Origin of the sequence: Streptomyces sp. NPDC127119, from assembly GCF_042677425.1 — a bacterium.
Lineage (GTDB): Bacteria > Actinomycetota > Actinomycetes > Streptomycetales > Streptomycetaceae > Streptomyces.
Genome location: NZ_JBHXTO010000046.1, coordinates 32697 through 53237, shown reverse-complemented (window position 1 = coordinate 53237; position 20541 = coordinate 32697). Strand labels below are relative to the sequence as shown.

The 20541-nt window shown below is 70.2% G+C and carries 22 protein-coding genes and 1 riboswitch; of the genes, 18 read left to right on the top strand and 4 right to left on the bottom strand.

Annotated elements, in window-relative coordinates; all coding sequences use genetic code 11:
- Positions 1-66 precede the first annotated feature (66 nt).
- Positions 67-183, bottom strand: a riboswitch (glycine riboswitch).
- A gap of 194 nt (positions 184-377) precedes the next feature.
- From ACFVH5_RS21050 to ACFVH5_RS20995, 12 genes are all read left to right on the top strand, one after another.
- The gene (locus ACFVH5_RS21050) at positions 378-1064 is read left to right on the top strand and encodes an AAA family ATPase (RefSeq protein WP_384807653.1); all 687 of its coding nucleotides are present in this window, start codon (positions 378-380) and stop codon (positions 1062-1064) included.
- A gap of 50 nt (positions 1065-1114) precedes the next feature.
- Positions 1115-1900 carry an enhanced serine sensitivity protein SseB gene (locus ACFVH5_RS21045; RefSeq protein WP_384807651.1) on the top strand — a complete coding sequence of 262 codons (786 nt, stop codon included), beginning with the start codon at positions 1115-1117 and terminating at the stop codon, positions 1898-1900.
- 289 nt (positions 1901-2189) lie between these two features.
- Positions 2190-2981: an enhanced serine sensitivity protein SseB C-terminal domain-containing protein gene (locus ACFVH5_RS21040; protein WP_210889652.1), complete on the top strand. Its 792-nt coding sequence runs from the start codon at positions 2190-2192 to the stop codon at positions 2979-2981.
- A gap of 383 nt (positions 2982-3364) precedes the next feature.
- Positions 3365-4378, top strand: coding sequence for an ABC transporter permease (locus tag ACFVH5_RS21035; RefSeq protein ID WP_384807649.1), 1014 nt, complete (start codon positions 3365-3367; stop codon positions 4376-4378).
- A gap of 61 nt (positions 4379-4439) precedes the next feature.
- Positions 4440-6230, top strand: coding sequence for an ABC transporter substrate-binding protein (locus tag ACFVH5_RS21030; protein WP_385835151.1), 1791 nt, complete (start codon positions 4440-4442; stop codon positions 6228-6230).
- Positions 6231-6347: 117 nt separating this feature from the next.
- On the top strand, positions 6348-7346 hold the full coding sequence (locus ACFVH5_RS21025; RefSeq protein WP_384807645.1) for an ABC transporter permease: 999 nt from the start codon (positions 6348-6350) through the stop codon (positions 7344-7346).
- Positions 7343-8440, top strand: coding sequence for an ABC transporter ATP-binding protein (locus ACFVH5_RS21020; protein ID WP_385835150.1), 1098 nt, complete (start codon positions 7343-7345; stop codon positions 8438-8440). Before ACFVH5_RS21025 ends, ACFVH5_RS21020 begins: the two co-directional genes overlap by 4 nt.
- 14 nt (positions 8441-8454) lie before the next feature.
- On the top strand, positions 8455-9687 hold the full coding sequence (locus ACFVH5_RS21015; protein ID WP_385835149.1) for an ABC transporter ATP-binding protein: 1233 nt from the start codon (positions 8455-8457) through the stop codon (positions 9685-9687).
- 90 nt (positions 9688-9777) lie between these two features.
- Positions 9778-10440: a trimeric intracellular cation channel family protein gene (locus ACFVH5_RS21010; protein ID WP_384807640.1), complete on the top strand. Its 663-nt coding sequence runs from the start codon at positions 9778-9780 to the stop codon at positions 10438-10440.
- Between the two features lie 69 nt (positions 10441-10509).
- Positions 10510-11385, top strand: a complete 876-nt coding sequence (locus ACFVH5_RS21005; protein WP_384807638.1) for a thioesterase family protein — start codon at positions 10510-10512, stop codon at positions 11383-11385.
- A gap of 27 nt (positions 11386-11412) precedes the next feature.
- Complete coding sequence (locus tag ACFVH5_RS21000) at positions 11413-12396, top strand: helix-turn-helix transcriptional regulator (RefSeq protein ID WP_385835148.1); 984 nt, start codon at positions 11413-11415, stop codon at positions 12394-12396.
- Positions 12397-12516: 120 nt separating this feature from the next.
- Positions 12517-12930 carry a hypothetical protein gene (locus ACFVH5_RS20995; RefSeq protein ID WP_385835147.1) on the top strand — a complete coding sequence of 138 codons (414 nt, stop codon included), beginning with the start codon at positions 12517-12519 and terminating at the stop codon, positions 12928-12930.
- Between the two features lie 153 nt (positions 12931-13083).
- Here ACFVH5_RS20995 and ACFVH5_RS20990 read toward each other — a convergent pair whose 3' ends face one another.
- Positions 13084-13710: a TetR family transcriptional regulator gene (locus ACFVH5_RS20990; RefSeq protein WP_385835146.1), complete on the bottom strand. Its 627-nt coding sequence runs from the start codon at positions 13708-13710 to the stop codon at positions 13084-13086.
- A gap of 116 nt (positions 13711-13826) precedes the next feature.
- Here ACFVH5_RS20990 and ACFVH5_RS20985 point away from each other — a divergent pair, with 116 nt between their 5' ends.
- The 3 genes from ACFVH5_RS20985 to ACFVH5_RS20975 all read left to right on the top strand — a co-directional run bounded on the left by ACFVH5_RS20985 (position 13827) and on the right by ACFVH5_RS20975 (position 15784).
- Positions 13827-13991 carry a hypothetical protein gene (locus ACFVH5_RS20985; RefSeq protein ID WP_385835145.1) on the top strand — a complete coding sequence of 55 codons (165 nt, stop codon included), beginning with the start codon at positions 13827-13829 and terminating at the stop codon, positions 13989-13991.
- A 74-nt stretch (positions 13992-14065) separates the two neighbouring features.
- Positions 14066-14341, top strand: a complete 276-nt coding sequence (locus ACFVH5_RS20980; RefSeq protein WP_385835144.1) for a DUF4190 domain-containing protein — start codon at positions 14066-14068, stop codon at positions 14339-14341.
- A 273-nt stretch (positions 14342-14614) separates the two neighbouring features.
- On the top strand, positions 14615-15784 hold the full coding sequence (locus ACFVH5_RS20975; RefSeq protein WP_385835143.1) for a cysteine desulfurase family protein: 1170 nt from the start codon (positions 14615-14617) through the stop codon (positions 15782-15784).
- Between the two features lie 19 nt (positions 15785-15803).
- Here the strand turns inward: ACFVH5_RS20975 and ACFVH5_RS20970 are convergent, their stop codons facing one another.
- Positions 15804-16220 (bottom strand): DUF1761 domain-containing protein, encoded by a 417-nt coding sequence (locus tag ACFVH5_RS20970; protein WP_385835142.1) that lies wholly within the window; start codon positions 16218-16220, stop codon positions 15804-15806.
- Positions 16221-16362: 142 nt separating this feature from the next.
- Positions 16363-17112 carry an N-acetylmuramoyl-L-alanine amidase gene (locus tag ACFVH5_RS20965; protein ID WP_385835141.1) on the bottom strand — a complete coding sequence of 250 codons (750 nt, stop codon included), beginning with the start codon at positions 17110-17112 and terminating at the stop codon, positions 16363-16365.
- 60 nt (positions 17113-17172) lie between these two features.
- Here ACFVH5_RS20965 and mnmA point away from each other — a divergent pair, with 60 nt between their 5' ends.
- The 3 genes from mnmA (at position 17173) to ACFVH5_RS20950 (ending at position 19544) form a co-directional block, all read left to right on the top strand.
- Positions 17173-18300, top strand: a complete 1128-nt coding sequence (mnmA, locus tag ACFVH5_RS20960) for a tRNA 2-thiouridine(34) synthase MnmA (RefSeq protein ID WP_384807624.1) — start codon at positions 17173-17175, stop codon at positions 18298-18300.
- A gap of 528 nt (positions 18301-18828) precedes the next feature.
- Positions 18829-19107: a hypothetical protein gene (locus tag ACFVH5_RS20955; RefSeq protein WP_385835140.1), complete on the top strand. Its 279-nt coding sequence runs from the start codon at positions 18829-18831 to the stop codon at positions 19105-19107.
- The gene (locus ACFVH5_RS20950) at positions 19104-19544 is read left to right on the top strand and encodes a type II toxin-antitoxin system VapC family toxin (protein ID WP_385835139.1); all 441 of its coding nucleotides are present in this window, start codon (positions 19104-19106) and stop codon (positions 19542-19544) included. The genes ACFVH5_RS20955 and ACFVH5_RS20950 overlap by 4 nt, the downstream gene beginning before the upstream one ends.
- Before the next feature lie 29 nt (positions 19545-19573).
- Here the strand turns inward: ACFVH5_RS20950 and ACFVH5_RS20945 are convergent, their stop codons facing one another.
- Positions 19574-20491, bottom strand: a complete 918-nt coding sequence (locus ACFVH5_RS20945; RefSeq protein ID WP_385835138.1) for an NADP-dependent oxidoreductase — start codon at positions 20489-20491, stop codon at positions 19574-19576.
- Positions 20492-20541 lie beyond the last annotated feature (50 nt).

The following is a 20541-nucleotide window of genomic DNA, read 5'->3' as shown; positions in this document are numbered from 1 at the left end:
ACTGACTTGCACCTTGGGTGGGGCCTACGCCCTGACGGTCAGGGGCGGCCCGCTTTTCAGATGTGCCTCGTCCGTGCGGTATCGGGGGCCTGAGAGATTCAAGGGAGGGACTTGCTCCTTCGGCGCCCGGGCACTCGTACACCTGCGTGTACGTGTTTCCCGGAACTCTCCCGCGCGGATTCAAGCGGCCGGTATGCAGTTGGCGGGCACATCATTGCACGCCCCCGGCTCCGGCAGGGGGCTGCACGGGGTCAGGACGGGGTGGCCAGGGTGTTCACAGTGATCTGTGACGGGGCTGTGGCAGGACAAGAACAGAAACAGGGGGACCAGCGCATTACCTTCTCTTTACACTCGACGGAGATGGGTCTGCCGACCCCATGGGGAGGACGATCAGGGTGAACAGGACCACGGCGTACGCGACCAGTTCGGGCATCGCGCTGCCCAAGCAGCCACCTGCGCCGGCCAGGGAGGCGTGCGACCCGCTGGTGACCCCCGTCGTCCGCGACCTGCGGGCGCGCTCGGGCCACAGCCCGCACGGTCTGCGCTTCGGGGCGGCCGATCTGGTGGTGGTCACGGGCCTGCCGGGCAGCGGCAAATCGACCCTGATGCGCCGGGCGGTGACCGGCCGCCTCATCGACTCCCAGGACACCCGCGACCGCTGGGACGAGCGCCTGGCCCGTTTCCTGCCGTACGCGGTCTACCGGCCCCTCGTCCGCGCCGCGCACTACGCGGGCCTGCGCCGGGCCCTGCGCTCCGGGGAGGGCGTCGTCGTCCACGACTGCGGTACGCAGGCCTGGGTGCGCGACTGGCTCGCCCGCGACGCCCGCCGCCGCGGCGGCACCCTGCACCTGCTGCTCCTCGACGTCGACCCCGGCACGGCCCTCGACGGTCAGCGCGAACGCGGCCGTGGCGTCTCGCGGTACGCGTTCGCGCGCCACCGCGGCGCGGTCGCCCGGCTGCTGCGCTCGGTGGAGAAGGGCGACCTCCCCGACGGCTGCGGTTCCGCGGTGCTCGTCGACCGTGCCGCGGCGGACGTGCTGCGCCGCATCGATTTCGGCGACTGAGGACGACTAACCTCGGCCATCGCACACGGCGGTTGGAGCAGGCGGTAGAGATGGATTTCCCGGCACAGGACATTCCGGCACACGCGCACCCCCACATGGGCTGGCCCGGCAACGAGGTGGAGGAGGTGCTCGCCGCCTCCCTGGGGCTCCCTCCGTCGCCCTCGACGGGGGCCCGGATCGTGGAGACCCTCGGGCGCAGCTTCATCTGGGTGCCGCTGCCCGAGGGCGGCGGCCCGCACAGCGGCCCGCTCGACCTGCCCACGATGGAGCTGGCCGGGCAGGCGTACGTGCCGGTCTTCACCTCGGAGCAGCAGTTCCGCCAGGTCGTCGGTGACCACATGGCGTACACGGTGGCGCCCGCCGTGGAGTTCGCGCGCGGTCTGCCGCCCCAGGCCGGCATCGTCCTGAACCCGGACGGCACGGTCGGGATACCGTTGCCCCCGGCCGCCGTCGCCGAACTGTGCCGGGTGGGCCGGACCGAACTGGACGGACCCGCGAGCGGCGGCCGGGTCCGGCTCTTCCAGCCCGACTGGCAGGACGACCCGGTGGACTTCCTGGCCGCGGCCTCGGCGGAGTTCGACGCGACCGGCCTCGTGGTGGGCGCCCGGCGCTGTCTGGCGAGCATCGAGGGCGGCGACACGGTGATGTTCGTCGGCGTCGAGGTGACCCACTGGGACGAGAGCGCCCGCACCGTTCCCCTGGACGCCCTGGGCCGCGCCCTCGGCCGGGTCCCCCTGCCCCACCCGGTCAGCCTGGTCTTCCTGGACGTGGCCCAGGACCCGGTGGGCGACTGGCTGAGGGAGAAGGTCCGCCCGTTCTACACCCGGGCGTTCTAGGCGGGGCTATTTCGGGGCCGCCCGCAGGGCGCGCCCCGAAAGGGGCGCGGGGCTGTTTCGATGTGCGGCTCCGCCGCGGGGCGCGGCCGGCCACGTACGGCCCGCACCCGACGCATCACACACGGTCCCGTGCTCAAAACACCAAACCCGGCGGAGCGCAACGGTGCTGTCGGGATCGCCACTTAAGCTGGTTTCATGGCTCGGTCGGAGTGGTGCGATGTTCAAGTGAACGGGACACCTCATCGAACGGGACCGGTATGTCAGTGATGTCGCGAAGGGGCGGTAGAAGGTGAGCGCGTCGGGCACGGCCGCGGCCGGGCAGGTCGAGCACATGCTGCGCCAAGTGACGCCCGGGCGTTACGACGCCTACGAGGCGCTTCTGCGCGCACTGGCGACCCCGCCGTCCGGTCAGGTGTGGATGCTGCTCTGGCACGGCCAGGCGGGCTCGCCCGACGCCCAGTACGGGAACATGGAGGTCGACGGCTTCGGCTACGCGCCCTGTGTGACCTCCGCCCAGGAGTTGTCGGCCAGCGGCTGGAACCGTTCGTACGAGGTGGTCGACGGGCTCGACGTCGCCCGCACCCTGTACCCCGACCACTACGGCCTCTGGCTGAACCCGCACGCGCCGGGCGGCGGCGTCGGTATCCCCTGGCTCGATCTGCGGCGCATCGCCACCGGCCTGGAGCGGCAGCCCGCGGGTCCGCTGCGGCTGTCCGAACCGGCCATCGAGATCCCGCAGTTCTACGCCCTGCTCACGCAGAACGCGCACCGGACGGCCGCCGTCCGCTCGCTGCGCCGCGCCTGGGTGCAGCCCGCGCTCGGCGCCCCGTACCTCGCCATCGGGCTCGATGTGTACGACACCAGCCCGCCGGCCGTGGACTCGGTGCGGGCGATGATGCAGCAGTCGATCGGCGCGGTGCCGGACGGGCTGCCGGTGTCGACCGTCGCGATGTCGGACGAGTACGACCCGGTGGCTCTGTGGCTGCGCGCCAACGCGCGGCCGTTCTACGACCGGGAGGCGCACGCGGCTCCCGTCCAGGCGCCGGCGGCGGGCGGTTACGGATTCCCCGGCACGTACTGAGATGATCTGGAGGGACACGGTCCATCCAGCCGGATGGTCGTGATCCGTCAGGCGGAGTCCACCCAGTGGAGCATCTGCTCCCACACCCGTACCGCCGCTGGGCGGAATGTCCCTATCTACGCGGGTAAATGGGTTGCGAGGCCCCTTTCGCCCCAAGTGTCATGTGTCCGACCCCCGTTACCCGGCGTTCGGATAACGGAACCCTCCTGACGGCATCACGGTTGCGCATCCATTCGCCTTCAGGTCTGGCTTCAGATCACCGAGGCGTTGAAGACTCCCGGTCCAGGAGGTTTAAACCTCCTGATGTGTACGACGGACTGATCACGCCGCTACAGCGGCAAGCGTGGGCCGGCTACCGCCGGTTGAGAGGGGTCCCTGCCACGATGACGGCACCATTGCACGAGCCGACGGCCGAAGCCGCGCCGAGCGCGGCCGAAGAGGCGGCGCTCGTTGCCGGCTCCGCCGAGGCGAAGGCGGTACAAGGACGTTCCCTCGGCCGCATCGCCTGGGAGCGCCTGAAGCGCGACAAGCTGGCCCTCGCGGGCGGCATGGTCGTACTTCTGCTGATCCTGATCGCCCTGCTCGCGCCCGTGATCGCGAACCTGGTCGGCCAGGACCCCGAGACGCACCACGAGGACCTGATCGACCCGCTCTTCTCGACCCCCAAGGGGGCCTACGGCGGCATCAGCGGGGACCACCTCTTCGGTGTCGAACCCGTCAGCGGCCGCGACATCTTCGCCCGGATCGTCTACGGAGCCCGGATCTCCCTGCTGGTCGGCTTCCTGTCGGCCCTGGTCGCCGTGGTGCTCGGCACGATCCTCGGCGTACTCGCCGGCTACTTCGGCGGCTGGGTCGACGCGGCCGTCAGCCGGGTCATGGACGGCCTGCTGGCCTTCCCGCAGCTGCTCTTCATCATCGCGCTGGTCTCGGTCATGCCGAACCAGATGCTGGGTCTGACCGGCACGGGCGTGCGCCTGTTCGTGATGATCCTGGTCATCGGCTTCTTCGGCTGGCCCTACGTCGGACGCGTGGTCCGCGGCCAGACGCTCTCCCTGCGCGAACGCGAGTACGTCGAAGCCGCGCGCAGCCTCGGAGCCGGACGGTTCTACATCCTGTTCAAGGAGCTGCTGCCCAACCTGGTCGCTCCGATCATCGTGTACACGACGATGATGATCCCGACCAACATCCTCACCGAGGCGGCGCTCAGCTTCCTGGGCGTCGGCGTCAAGCCGCCGACCGCCTCGTGGGGACAGATGCTCTCCGCCGCGATCGACTACTACGAGTCGGATCCCATGTACATGGTGATCCCGGGTGTGGCGATCTTCATCACGGTGCTCTCCTTCAACCTCTTCGGTGACGGCGTGCGTGACGCGCTCGACCCGAAGGGCTCCCGCTGAACTGCCGTACCCCCAAGGGCCCGTCATCTGTCGACGGGCCGCTACATATCGGAGGATCCGAGTGAGTACCCAACGCACCACAGGGCGGCGCAAGCAGGCCGTGGCCGCCGCAGCCGTGGTCGCTGCACTGCTGTCCACGGCGGCGTGCGGCGGCGGCAACGACGACGACGGGGGCGGTTCGAAGACCGGCGCGGCCGGCTTCGACGCCGCGAACAACAAGGTCGCCCAGGCCTCCCTCGCCAAGAAGGGCGGCACGCTCAAGTTCGCGGGCGCCCAGGATGCCGACTCGTGGGACACCACCCGCGGCTACTACGGCTTCATGTGGAACTTCTCCCGGTACTACAGCCGCCAGCTGGTCACCAACGCGACCCAGCCGGGCGCCGACGGTGCCAAGGTCACGCCGGACCTCGCCACCGCGGCCGCGAAGGTCTCGGACGACGGCAAGACCTACACGTACACGCTGCGTGACGGGTCGACCTGGGAAGATGGCAAGCCCATCACCTCCAAGGACGTCAAGTACGGCATCGAGCGCGCGTGGGCGCAGGACGTGCTCTCCGGCGGTCCGATCTACCTTCAGCAGGTCCTGGACCCGAAGAAGGAGTACAAGGGCCCGTACAAGGACAAGTCCGCGGACAAGCTCGGCCTGAAGGCGATCGAGACGCCCGACGACAAGACGATCGTCTTCAAGCTGCCCGAGGCGAACTCGGACTTCGAGGAGATGCTCGCGCTGACCTCGGCCTCCCCGGTCCGCCAGGACAAGGACACCAAGTCCAAGTACGGCCTGAAGCCGTTCTCGTCCGGCCCGTACAAGTTCCAGTCGTACACGCCGAGCAAGGGCATCGTGCTCGTCCGCAACACCGAGTGGAAAGAGTCCTCGGACCCGATCCGCAAGGCGTACCCGGACAAGATCACGGTCGACTTCTTCACCAACGCCAATGACATGGACCAGCGCCTGATCAAGGGCGACTACGACCTGGACATCGGCCAGACCGGTCTCTCCCCGCAGGGCCGCACCACCGCCCTGAAGGAGCACAAGGGCAACCTGGACAACCCGGTCTCCGGCTACATCCGCTACGCGGTCTTCCCGCAGAGCGTCAAGCCGTTCGACAACGAGCACTGCCGCAAGGCCGTGATCTACGGTGCCGACCACGAGTCGCTCCAGACCGCTCGTGGCGGCCCGGTCGCCGGTGGTGACATCGGTACCAACATGCTGCCGCCGTCGGTCCCGGGCTCCGAGGGCCAGAAGTACGACCCGTACGAGTCGGCGACGGCGAACAAGAACGGCAACGTCGCCAAGGCCAAGGAAGAGCTCAAGGCCTGCGGCAAGCCGAACGGCTTCAAGACCACCATCGCGGTCCGTAACAACAAGCCCGTCGAGGTGGCGACCGCCGAGTCCCTCCAGGCGTCGCTGAAGAAGGTCGGCATCACCGTCGACATCGAGCAGTTCGACGGTGCCCAGACCACCGGCATCATCGGTAGCCCCTCGAACGTCAAGAAGAAGGGCTACGGCATCATCATCATGGGCTGGGGCCCGGACTTCCCCAGCGTCCAGGGTTACGGCCTGCCCCTGTGGAGCGGCGACTACATCCTTGAGAGCGGCAACAACAACTTCGCCCTGATCAAGGACAAGACCATCGACGGTCTGTTCGACAGCTACACCAAGGAGCTCGACTCCACGAAGAAGGCCGCGATCTCCACGGAGATCAACCACAAGGTCATGGAGGGCGGTTACTACCTGCCCTTCGTCTTCGAGAAGTTCATCAACTGGCGTTCGAACCGTCTCGCGAACGTCTACACCACCGACGGTTACAGCGGTCAGTACGACTTCGTCAACCTCGGCCTGAAGAAGTAACACCGACCGGCGCACCCGCCATACGGCACGAAAGGCAGGTGAAGGCCGGCGCGGCGTGACCCGCGGGCCACCGGAAGACCTCCGGTGGCCCGCGGCCCCGCCGCCGGGCCGAGAGCAGTGCTCGCATACCTCATCAGGCGGCTCTTCGCCGCCGCAGTGATGCTGGTGATCATCATCCTGGTGGTCTTCTGCATCTTCTTCCTCGTCCCCCGCTGGGCGGGCGTGGACCCGGCCACGATGTTCGTCGGCAAGCAGGCGGACCCTGCGGCCATCGAGGCCGTGCGGCAGAAGCTCGGTCTGGCAGACCCGATCTTCGCCCAGGTCTGGGAGTTCTTCAAAGGCATCTTCGTAGGCCGTACGTACTCGGGTGGCGGCGACGTCACGCAGTGCGCGGCGCCCTGCTTCGGCTACTCCTTCCGCAGCGAGCAGGCCATCTGGCCGGTGCTCACCGACCGCTTCCCGGTGACCCTGGGTCTCGCGCTCGGTGCTGCCTTCCTGTGGCTGCTCTTCGGTGTGGCGGCGGGTGTGCTCTCCGCGCTCAAGCGCGGTTCCTTCTGGGACCGTGGCGCGATGATCATCGCCCTCGGTGGCGTCTCGCTCCCCATCTACTTCACCGGCATGCTGTCGCTGGCGATCTTCAGTTACGGACTCGGCTGGATCGACGGCAGCTACGTCCCGCTCGAAGAGAGCTTCACCGGCTGGCTCGGCGGCATGATCCTCCCCTGGATCACCCTCGCCTTCCTGTACGCCGCGATGTACGCCCGCATCACCAGAGCCACCATGATGGAGGTCCTGGGCGAGGACTACATCCGCACGGCCCGTGCCAAGGGCCTGACCGAACCCGTCGTCATCGGAAAGCACGCGATGCGTTCCACCATGACGCCGATCCTCACCATGCTCGGCATGGACCTCGGTGCGCTGATCGGTGGCGCGATCCTCACCGAGACCACCTTCAGCCTTCCCGGCCTCGGCCAGGCCGTCCTCAAGGCGATCAGCGACAAGGACCTGCCCGTCATCCTGGGCGTCACGCTGATCACCTCGCTCGCGGTGATCATCGCGAACCTGCTGGTGGACCTGCTGTACGCCGTGATCGACCCCCGAGTGAGGCTCTCATGACCGAACTCAGCAAGAGCGGAGCCGCCGTGGGGGAGCCCGTCAAGGACTCGCCCACCCCCTCCGCCTTCCTCGAAGTCCGCGACCTCAAGGTGCACTTCCCGACCGACGACGGACTGGTCAAGTCCGTCGACGGGCTCAGCTTCTCGCTGGAGAAGGGCAAGACCCTCGGCATCGTGGGCGAGTCGGGTTCGGGCAAGTCGGTGACCTCGCTCGGCATCATGGGCCTGCACACGACCGGTCAGTACGGCAAGCGCAAGGCGCAGATCTCCGGCGAGATCTGGCTGGACGGCACGGAACTGCTCACCGCCGACCCCGACCACGTGCGCAAGCTGCGTGGCCGCGAGATGGCGATGATCTTCCAGGACCCGCTGTCCGCGCTGCACCCGTACTACACGATCGGTCAGCAGATCGTGGAGGCCTACCAGATCCACCACAAGGTCACCAAGAAGGTGGCCCGCAGGCGGGCCGTCGAGATGCTCGACCGGGTCGGCATCCCGCAGCCCGACAAGCGGGTCGACAGCTACCCGCACGAGTTCTCCGGCGGTATGCGCCAGCGCGCGATGATCGCGATGTCGCTGGTCAACAACCCCGAACTGCTGATCGCGGACGAGCCGACGACCGCCCTGGACGTGACCGTCCAGGCGCAGATCCTCGACCTCATCCGTGACCTGCAGAAGGAGTTCGGCTCCGCGGTCATCGTCATCACCCACGACCTGGGCGTCGTCGCCGAACTCTCCGACGACATCCTGGTGATGTACGGCGGCCGCTGCATCGAGCGGGGGCCGGCCGAGAAGGTCTTCTACGAGCCCAAGCACCCCTACACCTGGGGTCTGCTGGGTTCCATGCCGCGGCTCGACCGTGAGCAGACCGAACGCCTGATCCCGGTCAAGGGCTCCCCGCCCTCGCTGATCAACCTTCCGACGGGCTGCGCCTTCAACCCGCGCTGCTCGTACGCGGACGTCCCCAAGGACAACGTCACCCGCACGGTCCGCCCGGAGCTGGCCCAGGTCGGCGGTCAGCACTGGGCCGCCTGCCACATGACGCAGGAGCAGCGGGAACGGATCTGGACCGAAGAGATTGCGCCCAAGCTGTGAGCGAGGACAAACCTGTGACCCCTTCCGCGCAGAGTGGCGGCGCGACCCTCACCAGGGACGCCGCTCCCGGTGAGACGCTCCTGAAGGTGACCGGGCTGCAGAAGCACTTCCCGATCCGCAAGGGCCTGCTGCAGCGGCAGGTCGGCGCGGTGCGGGCGGTCGACGGCCTCGACTTCGAGGTCAAGTCCGGTGAGACCCTGGGCGTCGTGGGCGAGTCCGGCTGCGGCAAGTCGACGATGGGCCGGCTGATCACGCGGCTCCTCGAACCGACCGCGGGCCGGATCGAGTTCGAGGGCAAGGACATCACGCACCTCGGTGTCGGCGCGATGCGTCCGATGCGCCGTGACGTCCAGATGATCTTCCAGGACCCCTACTCGTCGCTGAACCCGCGCCACACCATCGGCACGATCATCAGCGCCCCCTTCAAGCTCCAGGGCGTCACGCCCGAGGGCGGTGTCAAGAAGGAGGTCCAGCGGCTGCTGTCGGTGGTCGGACTCAACCCCGAGCACTACAACCGCTACCCGCACGAGTTCTCCGGCGGCCAGCGCCAGCGCATCGGCATCGCCCGCGCGCTCGCGCTCAACCCGAAGATGGTCGTGGCGGACGAGCCGGTCTCCGCGCTCGACGTGTCGATCCAGGCGCAGGTGGTGAACCTGCTGGACGACCTCCAGCAGGAGCTCGGCCTCACGTACGTGATCATCGCGCACGACCTGTCCGTCGTACGCCATGTCTCGGACCGTATCGCCGTGATGTACCTCGGCAAGATCGTCGAGCTGGCCGACCGCGACTCGCTGTACAAGGCGCCGATGCACCCGTACACCAAGGCGCTCATGTCGGCCGTGCCGATCCCGGACCCGCGGCGCAAGTCGGCCAAGAGCGAGCGCATCCTGCTCCAGGGAGACGTGCCCTCGCCGATCTCGCCGCCGAGCGGCTGCCGCTTCCACACCCGGTGCTGGAAGGCCACGCAGATCTGCACGACCACCGAGCCGCCGCTCCTGGAGCTGAAGCCCGGTCAGCAGGTCGCCTGCCACCACCCGGAGAACTTCGAGGACCAGGCACCGCAGGACACCGTGCTGCTGACCGTCGCGAAGCAGGCGGCGGAGCTGGTGGCCGACGAGGTGCTCGCGGAGTCCGCGGCGACCTCGGCCGCGGTGGCGGCGGAGGTCGCGGCCACTCCGGCCGAGACGCCGGCCGTGTCGCCGGCCGTGGCCGAGCCCGAGGACGAGGCTCCCGCCAAGGAGAAGTAAGAGAAGCAAGTGCCGTAAGTAAGGCACATAACACCGAGCCCCCGCCTTGCAATGTAAGGCGGGGGCTCGGTGCTGGGTGAGAATACAGAGGTGCTCCAGCAACTCTTCACCCCCTCCGTCCAGCACACGCTCGAACTCGTCGGCATCTTCTTCTTCGCGATCTCCGGCGCTCTGCTGGCCGTGCGCAAGAACTTCGACGTCTTCGGCATGGCCGTCCTCGCGGAGGTCACCGCGCTGGGCGGCGGCCTGTTCCGGGACCTGATCATCGGCGCGGTGCCGCCCGCGGCCTTCACGGACCTCGGATACTTCCTCACCCCGCTCCTCGCCACCCTGCTCGTGTTCTTCCTCCACCCCGAGGTGGAACGGATCCAGCTCGGCGTGAACGTCTTCGACGCGGCCGGCCTCGGCCTCTTCTGCGTCTCCGGCACGACGAAGGCGTACGAGTACGGGCTCGGCCTCACCGCCTCCGCGACCCTCGGCCTCGCCACGGCCGTCGGCGGCGGTGTGCTGCGGGACGTCCTCGCCAACGAGGTGCCGTCGCTGCTGCGCTGGGACCGCGACCTGTACGCCGTGCCCGCGATCGTCGGCGCCACGATGGTCGTCCTGTGCATCCGCTACGACGTGCTGAGCCCGTTCACCTCGGGGCTCGCGGTCGTCACCGCCTTCGCGCTGCGGCTGCTCGCGATGCGCTACCACTGGCGCGCGCCCCGGGCGTGGCACCGGCGCTCGACGGCGGTGGAGGTGCCGGAGTGAACCCTTGGGTTCACCTGATCGAAACAGAAAAAGCTACCGCTTAGTAATCACCTGTTGTACCGTTCATCCATGCCAGAAGCAGCTTCCGCGCACGCGCTGCGGGCCAGGATCGGCGACAGCGAGTTCGACCGCGACACCGCGGTCACCCGACGCGAACCCGGCGTCTACGACATCGACCTGTCCGCCGGGTGGACGATCATCAGCGCCGTCAACGGCGGCTACCTCCTCGCCGTCCTGGGCCGCGCCCTCGCCGACGCCCTGCCGCACTCCGACCCGTTCACGATCTCCGCGCACTACCTGACGGCGTCCCGGCCGGGCCCCGCGGTCGTGCGCACCGAGATCGTCCGCGCCGGCCGCACCCTCTCCACCGGCCAGGCGTCCCTCTTCCAGTACGACGACGAGGGCCACGAGGTCGAGCGGATCCGCGTCCTCGCCTCGTACGGGGACCTCGACGGCCTGCCCGACGACGTCCGTACGACCGCAAGGCCGCCCGCGATCCCACCGATCGACCAGTGCTTCGGCGCCTCGGACAGCCCCAGCGGCGCCCCCGTCCCCGGCAGCTCCGCCATCGCCGACCGGCTGATGCTCAAGCTCGACCCGGGCACGCTCGGCTGGGCCCTCGGAGCGCCGTCCGGCCGGGGCGAGATGCGCGCCTGGTTCGGCCTCGCCGACGGCCGCGACGCCGACCCGCTGTCGCTGCTCCTCGCGGTGGACGCGCTGCCGCCGACCGCCTTCGAACTCGGCCTCACCGGCTGGGTGCCCACCGTCGAGCTGACCGTGCACGTGCGCAGCCGTCCGGCGCCGGGGCCCCTGCGGATCTCCATCACCACCCGCAACCTCGCGGGCGGCTTCCTGGAGGAGGACGCCGAGGTCTGGGACAGCGCGGACCGGCTCGTCGCCCAGTCGCGCCAGCTGGCCCGCGTGCGGCTCGGCCGATCTTCGTAGCCGGCCCGGTCTTCGTACAGTGAGGGCGTGAAGTCCGACCGGCTGCTCGCCATCCTTCTGCTGCTGCGGACCCGTGGCCGGGTGCCCGCGCCCGAACTCGCCGAGCGGCTCGAAGTGTCGGTGCGGACCATCTACCGGGACGTCGAGGCGCTGTCCGCCGCCGGTGTCCCGGTCTATGCCGAGCGCGGGCGGCACGGCGGGATCGAACTGCTCGCAGGATTCCGTACGGACGTCACCGGGCTCACCGCCGACGAGTCGCGCGCCCTGTTCGTGCTGGCCGCGCGGGGCGCCCACACCGCGCTCGGCCTCGACGCGGCCCTCGGTTCCGCGCTGCGCAAGGTGATGGCCGCGCTGCCCGAACCGCACCGGCCCGCCGCCGAGGTGACCAGCCGCCGCATCCTGGTCGACGCCACGCGCTGGAAGGGCGGGCCGGGGGCCGGGGCCGCGGTCGAGCTGGGAGCCCTCCAGGACGCGGTGTTCGCCGACCGCAGGCTGCGGCTGGGCTACCGCCACGGCGGCGACACCGAGCCGCGTACGTACACCGTGGACCCGTACGGGCTCGTCGCCAAGGCGGGTGTCTGGTACCTCGTCGCCGACCGGCGCGGCAGGCCCCGGCTCTTCCGCGCCGACCGCGTGCGCTCGGCACGCCTCACCGACGCGCCGGTGCGGCGGCGGCCCGGGGTGGAACTGGCCGACGCCTGGGCGGTGGTGCGGTGCGAGGTCGAGGAGCGGCCCGGCGGCATCGACGTGACCGTGCGGGTGCGGCGCGACCGCTTCGACCTGTTCCTGCGCCTGCACGGCGGCACGCTCACCGAACCGCCCGCGGACGACGGGACGAGCGAGTGGGTCGTGGCGCGGCTCGCGTACGGGGTCGTGGGCGAGGCGCGCCCGCTGCTCGCCTTCGGGGACCGGCTGGAGGTCCTGGAGCCGCCCGGGGTACGCGAGGAACTGGCGCGGGTGGCGGCCTCCGTGACGGAGTTTTACCAGCGGGCTCCACAGCAGGGGAGTTGAGGCGTCCTTTGCCCTAACCACAGGCGGGGCACAGCGCGGGCCCAAGCAGGGCCCATGGACGGTTGGTTGCATGCGTTTCTCGGACTGATCTCATTGGTCTCATCCAACGGAGTTGCTCTCATGAAGCGTGTACGTCACGTCCCCGCCGTCGCCCTGCTGGCGCTCGCGCCACTCCTGCTGACGGCCTGCGGCTCGGGCGACTCCTCGTCGGACAGCGGCAACGGAGGCTCGGCTCAGTCGAGTTGTCAGCCGCCGTCGGGCGGGCCGGGCGGGGGTGCGTCGGGCCGGCCGAGCGGGGCCCCGACGGGGATGCCGTCCGGGGAGCCTTCGGGAACGCCTTCGGGAGCACCCTCCGGCGCGGCGACGGGGAAGGCTCCGTCGGGCGCACCCTCCGGAATGCCGTCGGGCGCGCCGAGCGGTGGCCCCGGAGGGCAGGGAGGCGGCCAGGGCGGCGGCTGCGGCCCGGGTGGCGGCGGACCCCAGGGCCAGGGGCAGCAGGGGCAGGCACAGCAGAGTCAGCAGGCGGAGGGCTAGGGCCTGTCTGACAATTCCCGTCGTCGCCCGGAGGGCGGCCGGGCGGCGTCAGGCAGACGGGAATTGTCAGACAGGCCAGAGGTACGGGAACGCAGGGCTCAGGGCGCGTACGAGACCGTCGTACGCGCCTTGCGTGCGACGCGGGGCCGGGCGTCAGCCCAGCCAGTGGCGGCGGCCGATGCTGATCAGCCGCATCCGGCGCCCCGCCACCCGGGCCACCCGTTCCTCCTCGTCCGGGTCGTCCGGGTCCGACTCCAGGAAGGCGCTGGCGGTCATCAGCATCTGGTCGACGTACAGTCCGGCGAGCATCAGCAGATCGTCGTCGCTCCAGCCGTCCGACTCGGCCTGCTTGGTCAGTTCGGCCCGCACCTCGTCGGCGAACCGGTCCATCTGCTCCGCGATCGCGGCCCGGACCTTCTGCACCCCGCCGTTGCGCTCCCGGGCGATGAACCGGATGTGCGCCGGATAGGCACGCACATGACGGGCGATCAGGGCGACGGCACGGTCTATGCGTTCGTCGCTGTCGCCGGCCGTGGAGACCGTGCCGGAGATCATCGGGTGCAGGCTGCCCAGCGCCTCCTCGACCAGGGCGACTCCGAGGTCGGCGGTCGAATGGAAGTGCCGGTAGAAGGCGGTCGGGGCGACGCCGACGGCACGGGTGACCTCGCGCAGGCCCAGGCTGCTGAGGCTCTGCTCCGCCAGCAGGCCCAACGCGGCGTCCAGGAACGCCTGTCGGGTCCTCTGCTTCTGGGCCTGCCGGACGCCAAGACTGTGACTCATGCCATGCAGTAAACAACTGTTCTCCGTGGGGGGAAAGTCGTCCGGCGCGCTAGACTCTGGAGTCAGTGAACAACTGTTACCACAATCGTTCACCGAATCGTCACGAGAGGCGACTCATGCTGTTCCTCGTCGCAGCCCTCCTGCTGCTGGGCGTCGTGCTGGGCACCGTGGCCCACGCACCGCTCTCCTTCACCGTGGTGGCCGCCGTGGTCATCGGCGTCTGGCTGATCGTCTTCGCCATCCGCGAGCGCCACGGCCGCCGCCGCGAGACCTCGGGCTGAACCGACGCCCGGCCGGCACCCCGCCGGACCGTCACGCCCCCGTCCACGTACGACTGCCTGCTGGGAGCAGACTCATGGAACTCACCGACGCCACCGCCGCCCCGCGGCGCCGGAGCGCGACCCGTGACGCCGACGGCATGGCCGTCGCGTCCTTCATCCTCGGCCTGGTCGGCCTGCTCGCGCTGAACGTCGTCCTCGGCCCGGTCTCGATCATCCTGGCCGCGACGGCCCTCCTCCGGGGCACCACCCGCCGCGGACGTGCCTTCCTGGGCCTCGGCCTGGGCGTCGCCGACCTCGTGGTCCTGGTCGCCTTCATGTCGGCGGACAACACGCTGTCCTGGAGTTTCTGAGCCCGACCGAGCCCGGTTGGGCCCGGTACGAGCCGTGGGCCGGGCGCAAACAGCCCCCACCTGACCAAGTCGGTCGAGAGCGGGCTAGGCCCTGTCGTCAAATTCCCGCCTGCCGGGCGACGCCTGGCACGCTCCCCCAGCCTCCGGCCGGGGGGACCCCCACTCGCTGCACCGGGCGAAAGCCCAAGTACGTCCAGTACGAGGGCTTCCGCCCGGCCCGCCCTCCGGGCGGACGTCGGGAATTTGACGACAGGACCTAGACTCGGGCTCACCATGGCATACCTCGACCACGCCGCGACCACCCCCATGCTTCCGGAGGCGGCCCTGGCAATGACCGCCCAGTTCGCCGTCACGGGCAACGCCTCCTCCCTGCACGCGGCCGGCCGCCGCGCCCGCCGTACGGTCGAGGAGTCCCGGGAGACCCTGGCGGAATCCCTGGGCGCCCGCCCCAGCGAGGTGGTCCTCACCTCCGGCGGCACCGAGGCCGACAACCTCGCCGTGAAGGGCCTGTACTGGTCCCGCCGCGACGCCGACCCGGCCCGCACCCGGATCCTGGCCAGCCCCGTCGAACACCACGCCGTCCTCGACGCCGTCCACTGGCTCGGCGAGCACGAGGGCGCCACGGTCGAGTACCTCCCGGTCGACCGGTACGGCCGCGTCCACCCCGACGCCCTGCGCGAGGCCATCGCCCGCAACCCCGACGACGTCGCCCTCGCGACCGTCATGTGGGCGAACAACGAGATCGGCACGATCATGCCGGTGCGCGAACTCGCGGACGTGGCGGGGGAGTTCGAGATCCCGCTGCACGCGGACGCCGTCCAGGCCTTCGGCCAGGTCCCCGTCGACTTCGGCGCTTCGGGACTCGCCGCGATGACCGTCTCGGGACACAAGATCGGTGGCCCGTACGGCATCGGGGCGCTGCTGCTCGGCCGCGAGTACAGCCCCGTGCCGGTCCTGCACGGCGGCGGCCAGGAACGGCATGTGCGCTCCGGCACCCTGGACGTACCGGCCGTCGCCGCGTTCGCCGTGGCCGGCCGGACCGCCGCCGAACAGCGGGAGTGGTTCGACCGCGAGATCGGCTCGCTGCGCGACGACCTGGTCGACGCGGTCCGCGCGGCCGTACCGGACGCGATCCTCGGCGGCGACCCGGCGGAGGGGGGACGCCTCCCGGCGAACGCCCACTTCACGTTCCCCGGCTGCGAGGGCGACTCCCTGCTCCTGCTGCTCGACGCCCAGGGCATCGAATGCTCCACGGGCTCCGCGTGCACCGCGGGCGTGGCCCAGCCCAGCCACGTACTCCTCGCCACCGGCACCGACCCGGACCTGGCCCGCGGCACCCTCCGCTTCTCCCTCGGCCACACGTCGACGGAGGCGGACGTGGAGGCCGTGGGCAAGGCGATCGGCCCGGCGGTGGAGAGGGCCCGGACGGCGGGACTCAGTTAGTCCGTGTCCGCCCCCTCGGTCAGCGCATCGCGACAAGGATGACGCTGGTGAGCACGCTCGTGACGACGAAGAACGGCGCGTTCAGGGCGCCGTAGTACAGCGGGCGCGGGAAGTTCGGGTTGATGGCGATCTGGAAGGTCATCGCGCCGAGATACCCGACACCGACGAGGAGTCCGAAGACCACGGCGTCGCCGAGGCCGGTGATGTCGAGGGCCTCGACGAGCACGGCGCTGGTCAGGACGGTGACCGTCAGGCACACCGGCGGACCGGCGGCGGTGACCGCGGTCTGCGCCGGCGCGGGCACGCCTTCGCGGCCGAGGGAGACGGCGTACGGCTTGGCGATCACGACGGCGAACCAGAGGCCGGCGAGCACGATCGACGCGACGGCCGCGATGACGACGGCGAGCCAGTTGATGTCGGCGAATACGGAGAACACGCGCAGACTCCTTGAGGGGCGGACGAGCGGCCGGTGCGACCGCCGAACAGGAGTCTCCGCGAGGTACAGGACAGGGTGTGGCCGCTACTTCGGGGCGGCTTCTCCGAGGCCGCTACGCCGGGGCTGCTTGCCGGGTCACGTGTTACGCGTCACGCCCGGCGGCCGGGGTGGCCGTCGAAGCCGTCGCTGCGCTCGCGCTTCCGCTCGGACTCGTACTCGGGTCGGCGGTCCGCTCGGCGTCGCGCTTGGCGGCCGCGCGGACGAGGGGTATGTACCGGCCCCAGTCCCAGTGCGGCCCGGGATCGGTGTGGTCGGTGCCCGGCACCTCGACGTGCCCGATGATGTGCTCGCGGTCGATGGAGATGTCGTACCGGGCACATATGCGCGCGGTGAGCCGGGCGGACGCCTCGTACATGGCGTCCGTGAAGTCCTCCGGCCGGTCGACGAAGCCCTCGTGCTCGATGCCGACGCTGCGTTCGTTGAACTCGCGGTTGCCCGCGTGGAACGCCACGTCCAGCTCGCGGATCATCTGGGTGATGCGGCCGTCCTTGCCGACGATGTAGTGCGCGGCGGCACCGTGGCCGGGGTCCTGGAAGACCTTCACGGCGCTCTTGAAACTGCCCTGCGTGACATGGATGATCACGCGGTCTATGCCGAAGTCGTCGGGCCGGTCCGCCCGCCGCCAGTTCGCCGAGGACGCGGCGACCCAGCGCGCGCCCCCGAAGTCGACCTCGCCCTCCTTGCGGGGCTTCTCCACGCCGGGCGTACGCCACCACAGACGCCCCAGCTCGTCCCGGGCCAGCACGGCGGTGCCCACGGCGGCCGCGGCCCCGCCGATGAACAGCGCGCGGCGCGAGATGCCCCGGTCCGAGTCATTCGTCGTCTCCCCCATGTGATCGTCAACGGATACTCGCGGGCTCCGGTTCCCGGGGACCCGTACCCTTGAGGGGTTATGACTGAGACCTCGCAGCGCCCCCGCCCCCTCCGCGTACTGGCCGCCATGTCCGGTGGCGTGGATTCCGCCGTCGCCGCCGCCCGTGCCGCGGAAGCCGGGCACGACGTGACCGGTGTGCATCTCGCCCTCTCGGCGAACCCGCAATCGTTCCGCACGGGCGCGCGCGGCTGTTGCACGATCGAGGATTCGCGCGACGCCCGCCGGGCCGCGGACGTCATCGGCATCCCGTTCTACGTGTGGGATCTCGCCGAGCGGTTCCGCGAGGACGTGGTGGACGACTTCGTGGCGGAGTACGAGGCCGGGCGCACCCCGAACCCGTGCCTGCGCTGCAACGAGAAGATCAAGTTCGCGGCCCTGCTGGACAAGGCCCTCGCCCTCGGCTTCGACGCGGTCTGCACGGGCCACTACGCGAAGGTGTTGGTGAACGAGGACGGCACACGCGAGCTGCACCGGGCGTCCGACATGGCGAAGGACCAGTCGTACGTGCTCGGCGTCCTGGACGACCGCCAGCTCGCCCACGCGATGTTCCCGCTCGGCGACACGCTCACGACGAAGGACGAGATCCGGGCGGAGGCCGAGCGCCGGGGCCTGGCGGTCGCCAAGAAGCCTGACTCGCACGACATCTGCTTCATCGCCGACGGCGACACCCAGGGCTTCCTGTCGAAGCGCCTGGGCAAGGCGGAGGGCGACATCGTCGACGAGTCGGGCGCGGTGGTCGGCAGCCACGAGGGCGCGTACGGCTTCACGATCGGCCAGCGCAAGGGCCTGCGCATCGGCACGCCTGCGGCCGACGGCAAGCCGCGCTACGTCCTGGACATCTCACCGGTGAACAACACGGTGACGGTGGGCCCGGTGGCCGCCCTGGACGTCTCGGCGCTCACGGCCATCAAGCCCCGCTGGTGCGGAGCGGCCCCGACGGCCCCCGGCACGTACACGGCCCAGCTCCGCGCCCACGGCGGCGAGACGGAGGTCCGCGCGGAACTGGTGGACGGCACCCTGGAGGTCACCTTCACGGACCCGGTCCGCGGAGTGGCCCCCGGCCAGGCGATCGTCCTGTACGCGGACACACGAGTGGTGGGCTCGGCGACGATCGCTACCACGGAGAGGGCGACTGCGGCGGTCTGATCAGCCGCCGGTACCGCTGAGCAGCCACTTCCGGCCCCCCCAACCCCTCTCCTTCACCGCCCCCTTGCACTACGAACTCCGCTTCCCCTGCGACCTGCGGGGCCCCGGCATCGCCCGCCTGACGCCGCGCACCGACCTCAACGCCCACGGCCTTCACGAACTCAACGACCGGGCCGAGTTGTTGATGTCGGAACTGGTGATCAACTCCGTACGGCACACCAAGGGCCCCGCCTCCGTACGACTTCAGTGGCTGCGGCCCCGTACTGCGGGTCGGTGTCTGGGACATGAGTCCCGACCTGCCGACGCTGCCCGGACCACTGGGCGCGCCCCCCGCCTCGCCCGGGGCCCCGACACCGGCGCTGGCGGCCTGACGCCCGCACCGGGATGATCCGGAGCGCGAACTACCCCCAGACTCCGCACCGCTACAGCCTCGGACAACTTCCCACCCGGGGTGTCCGATCAGGTCAACCCTCTACTGTCGGCGCCGACATATAGAGTCGTAACACCCTGAAAGCAAAGGAGCCTCTGGTGATCTCGGCAGGAGATGACGCGGCACTGCCGCCCGAAGAACCGCAGCCCATCCGGGCCGGTGTCACGGTCTCGGGTGCGATGGCGGGCATTCTCCGTGATCTCGCCGCTCTCGACGGGCGCACCCCCGAGGCACTGGCGATCGAGTGGGCGGCGGGAAAGCTGGTGATTCCCGAGGGAACCGTCGGCGACGCCGTGGACGACTGGGCGCTCTTCGACGGACCACCCGATCTCGCGAGTCGCGTGCACGAGTATCTGCGGGGCGGAAGCGCCGCGTGACCGCACCCGTCACTCTCGCGGTGGCCGACACCAGCGTCCTGCTCGCTGCCTTCAACCGCCGGGACGACCGGCACCGGGACGGAGTCGATGCGCTCGGTCTCGCGAGAATTCTCGTCCTGTCTCCCCTCGTCCTTGCCGAACTCGACTACCTCCTCCATCAACAGGCTTCGGAGAAGGAGGCGGTGGAGGCGATCTCACGTCTACGGGCCCTCGCTGCCACGGGATACGCGCGGATCCCCGTCGTGGACGTGCAACTCCTCGGCGAGGCGGAGAAAATTCAGCGTCAGTACGTGGGACAGGCGATCGGCCTGACCGACGCGGTCAACGCGTGTCTGGCCTGGCGGCTCCAGCATCCGATGGTCCTGTCCTTCGACAACCACTACAGGGTCATCGCTCCGCGCCGGTCGAGCGAGCCACCACTCGACGTACGGCCCTAACCGTCCCGTGCTTCGGGGAGGCCGCCCTGCTAAGGGCGGAGCACGATCTTGCCGTGGGTGTGCTGCCGCTCCAGCTCGCGGAACGCGTCTCGCACTTGTTCGAGCGGGTAGGTGCGGGCGATCGGCACCTCCAGCTCCCCGCGCGCGGTGAGCCGGGCCAGTTCGCCGACCACGACCGCGCAGGCCGCCGCCCCCTCTCCGTAGGTGCGCGCCCCCACCCTGGCCGCGGCCCGCCAATCGCGGATCGTGTTGATCCGCCCGGGCCGCACGCCCAACTCCACCGCCAGGTCCACGTACCCGTCGCCGAACGTGTCGATGAACGCGTCGACGTTCCCGCCGGACGCCTGCCGGATCCGCTCGGCCACGCCCGGGCCGTACTCGACGGGGACGACACCGCGATCCTTCAACCAGGCGTGGTTCCGTCCGCTCGCCAGCCCGATCACCGTGGCGCCCCGCCGCCGCGCGAGCTGTACGGCGAGAGACCCGACGCCGCCCGCCGCACCGGACACGACGACCGTGTCGGCCGGTCCGGGATCCACCGCGAACACGGTGGCGTACGCGGTCGTCCCGGCCACGTACAACGACCCGGCCACGTCCCAGGGCAGCCCCTGCGGACGCGAGACCACGTTCACGTCGTCGACCGCGACGAACTGGGCGTGGCTCGCCCTGCTGTGGGTGAAGCCCAGGACCTCGTCACCCACCGCGAAGCCGCGCACCTGCGGACCGGCCTCCACCACGACCCCGGCCAGATCGCTGCCCTGACCGGACGGGAACGTCGCCGGCCAGCGGTCGTGCCGCGCGCCCTCGCGGATCATCACCTCACCGGGCTGGATCCCGGCCGCACGCACCTCGACCAGTACCTGCCCGGCACCGGGCACCGGCCGCTCGACCTCCTCCACCCGCAACACATCGACCCCGCCGTACTCGTGGAACCGCACCGCTTTCATCACGTGATCATCACTCTTCCCGGTTCGGACAGGCACGGAGGGATTCAACG

Bases quoted from the DNA above. Each gene is read 5' to 3' on its own strand.
- ACFVH5_RS21020 (WP_385835150.1), top strand. From the start codon at position 7,343: ATGACCGAACTCAGCAAGAGCGGAGCCGCCGTGGGGGAGCCCGTCAAG.
- ACFVH5_RS20990 (WP_385835146.1), bottom strand. From the start codon at position 13,710: ATGAGTCACAGTCTTGGCGTCCGGCAGGCCCAGAAGCAGAGGACCCGA.
- ACFVH5_RS21005 (WP_384807638.1), top strand. From the start codon at position 10,510: ATGCCAGAAGCAGCTTCCGCGCACGCGCTGCGGGCCAGGATCGGCGAC.
- ACFVH5_RS20980 (WP_385835144.1), top strand. From the start codon at position 14,066: ATGGAACTCACCGACGCCACCGCCGCCCCGCGGCGCCGGAGCGCGACC.
- ACFVH5_RS21035 (WP_384807649.1), top strand. From the start codon at position 3,365: ATGACGGCACCATTGCACGAGCCGACGGCCGAAGCCGCGCCGAGCGCG.
- ACFVH5_RS20985 (WP_385835145.1), top strand. From the start codon at position 13,827: ATGCTGTTCCTCGTCGCAGCCCTCCTGCTGCTGGGCGTCGTGCTGGGC.
- ACFVH5_RS21050 (WP_384807653.1), top strand. From the start codon at position 378: ATGGGGAGGACGATCAGGGTGAACAGGACCACGGCGTACGCGACCAGT.
- ACFVH5_RS20945 (WP_385835138.1), bottom strand. From the start codon at position 20,491: ATGAAAGCGGTGCGGTTCCACGAGTACGGCGGGGTCGATGTGTTGCGG.
- mnmA (WP_384807624.1), top strand. From the start codon at position 17,173: ATGACTGAGACCTCGCAGCGCCCCCGCCCCCTCCGCGTACTGGCCGCC.
- ACFVH5_RS20995 (WP_385835147.1), top strand. From the start codon at position 12,517: ATGAAGCGTGTACGTCACGTCCCCGCCGTCGCCCTGCTGGCGCTCGCG.
- ACFVH5_RS21045 (WP_384807651.1), top strand. From the start codon at position 1,115: ATGGATTTCCCGGCACAGGACATTCCGGCACACGCGCACCCCCACATG.
- ACFVH5_RS20965 (WP_385835141.1), bottom strand. From the start codon at position 17,112: ATGGGGGAGACGACGAATGACTCGGACCGGGGCATCTCGCGCCGCGCG.
- ACFVH5_RS20975 (WP_385835143.1), top strand. From the start codon at position 14,615: ATGGCATACCTCGACCACGCCGCGACCACCCCCATGCTTCCGGAGGCG.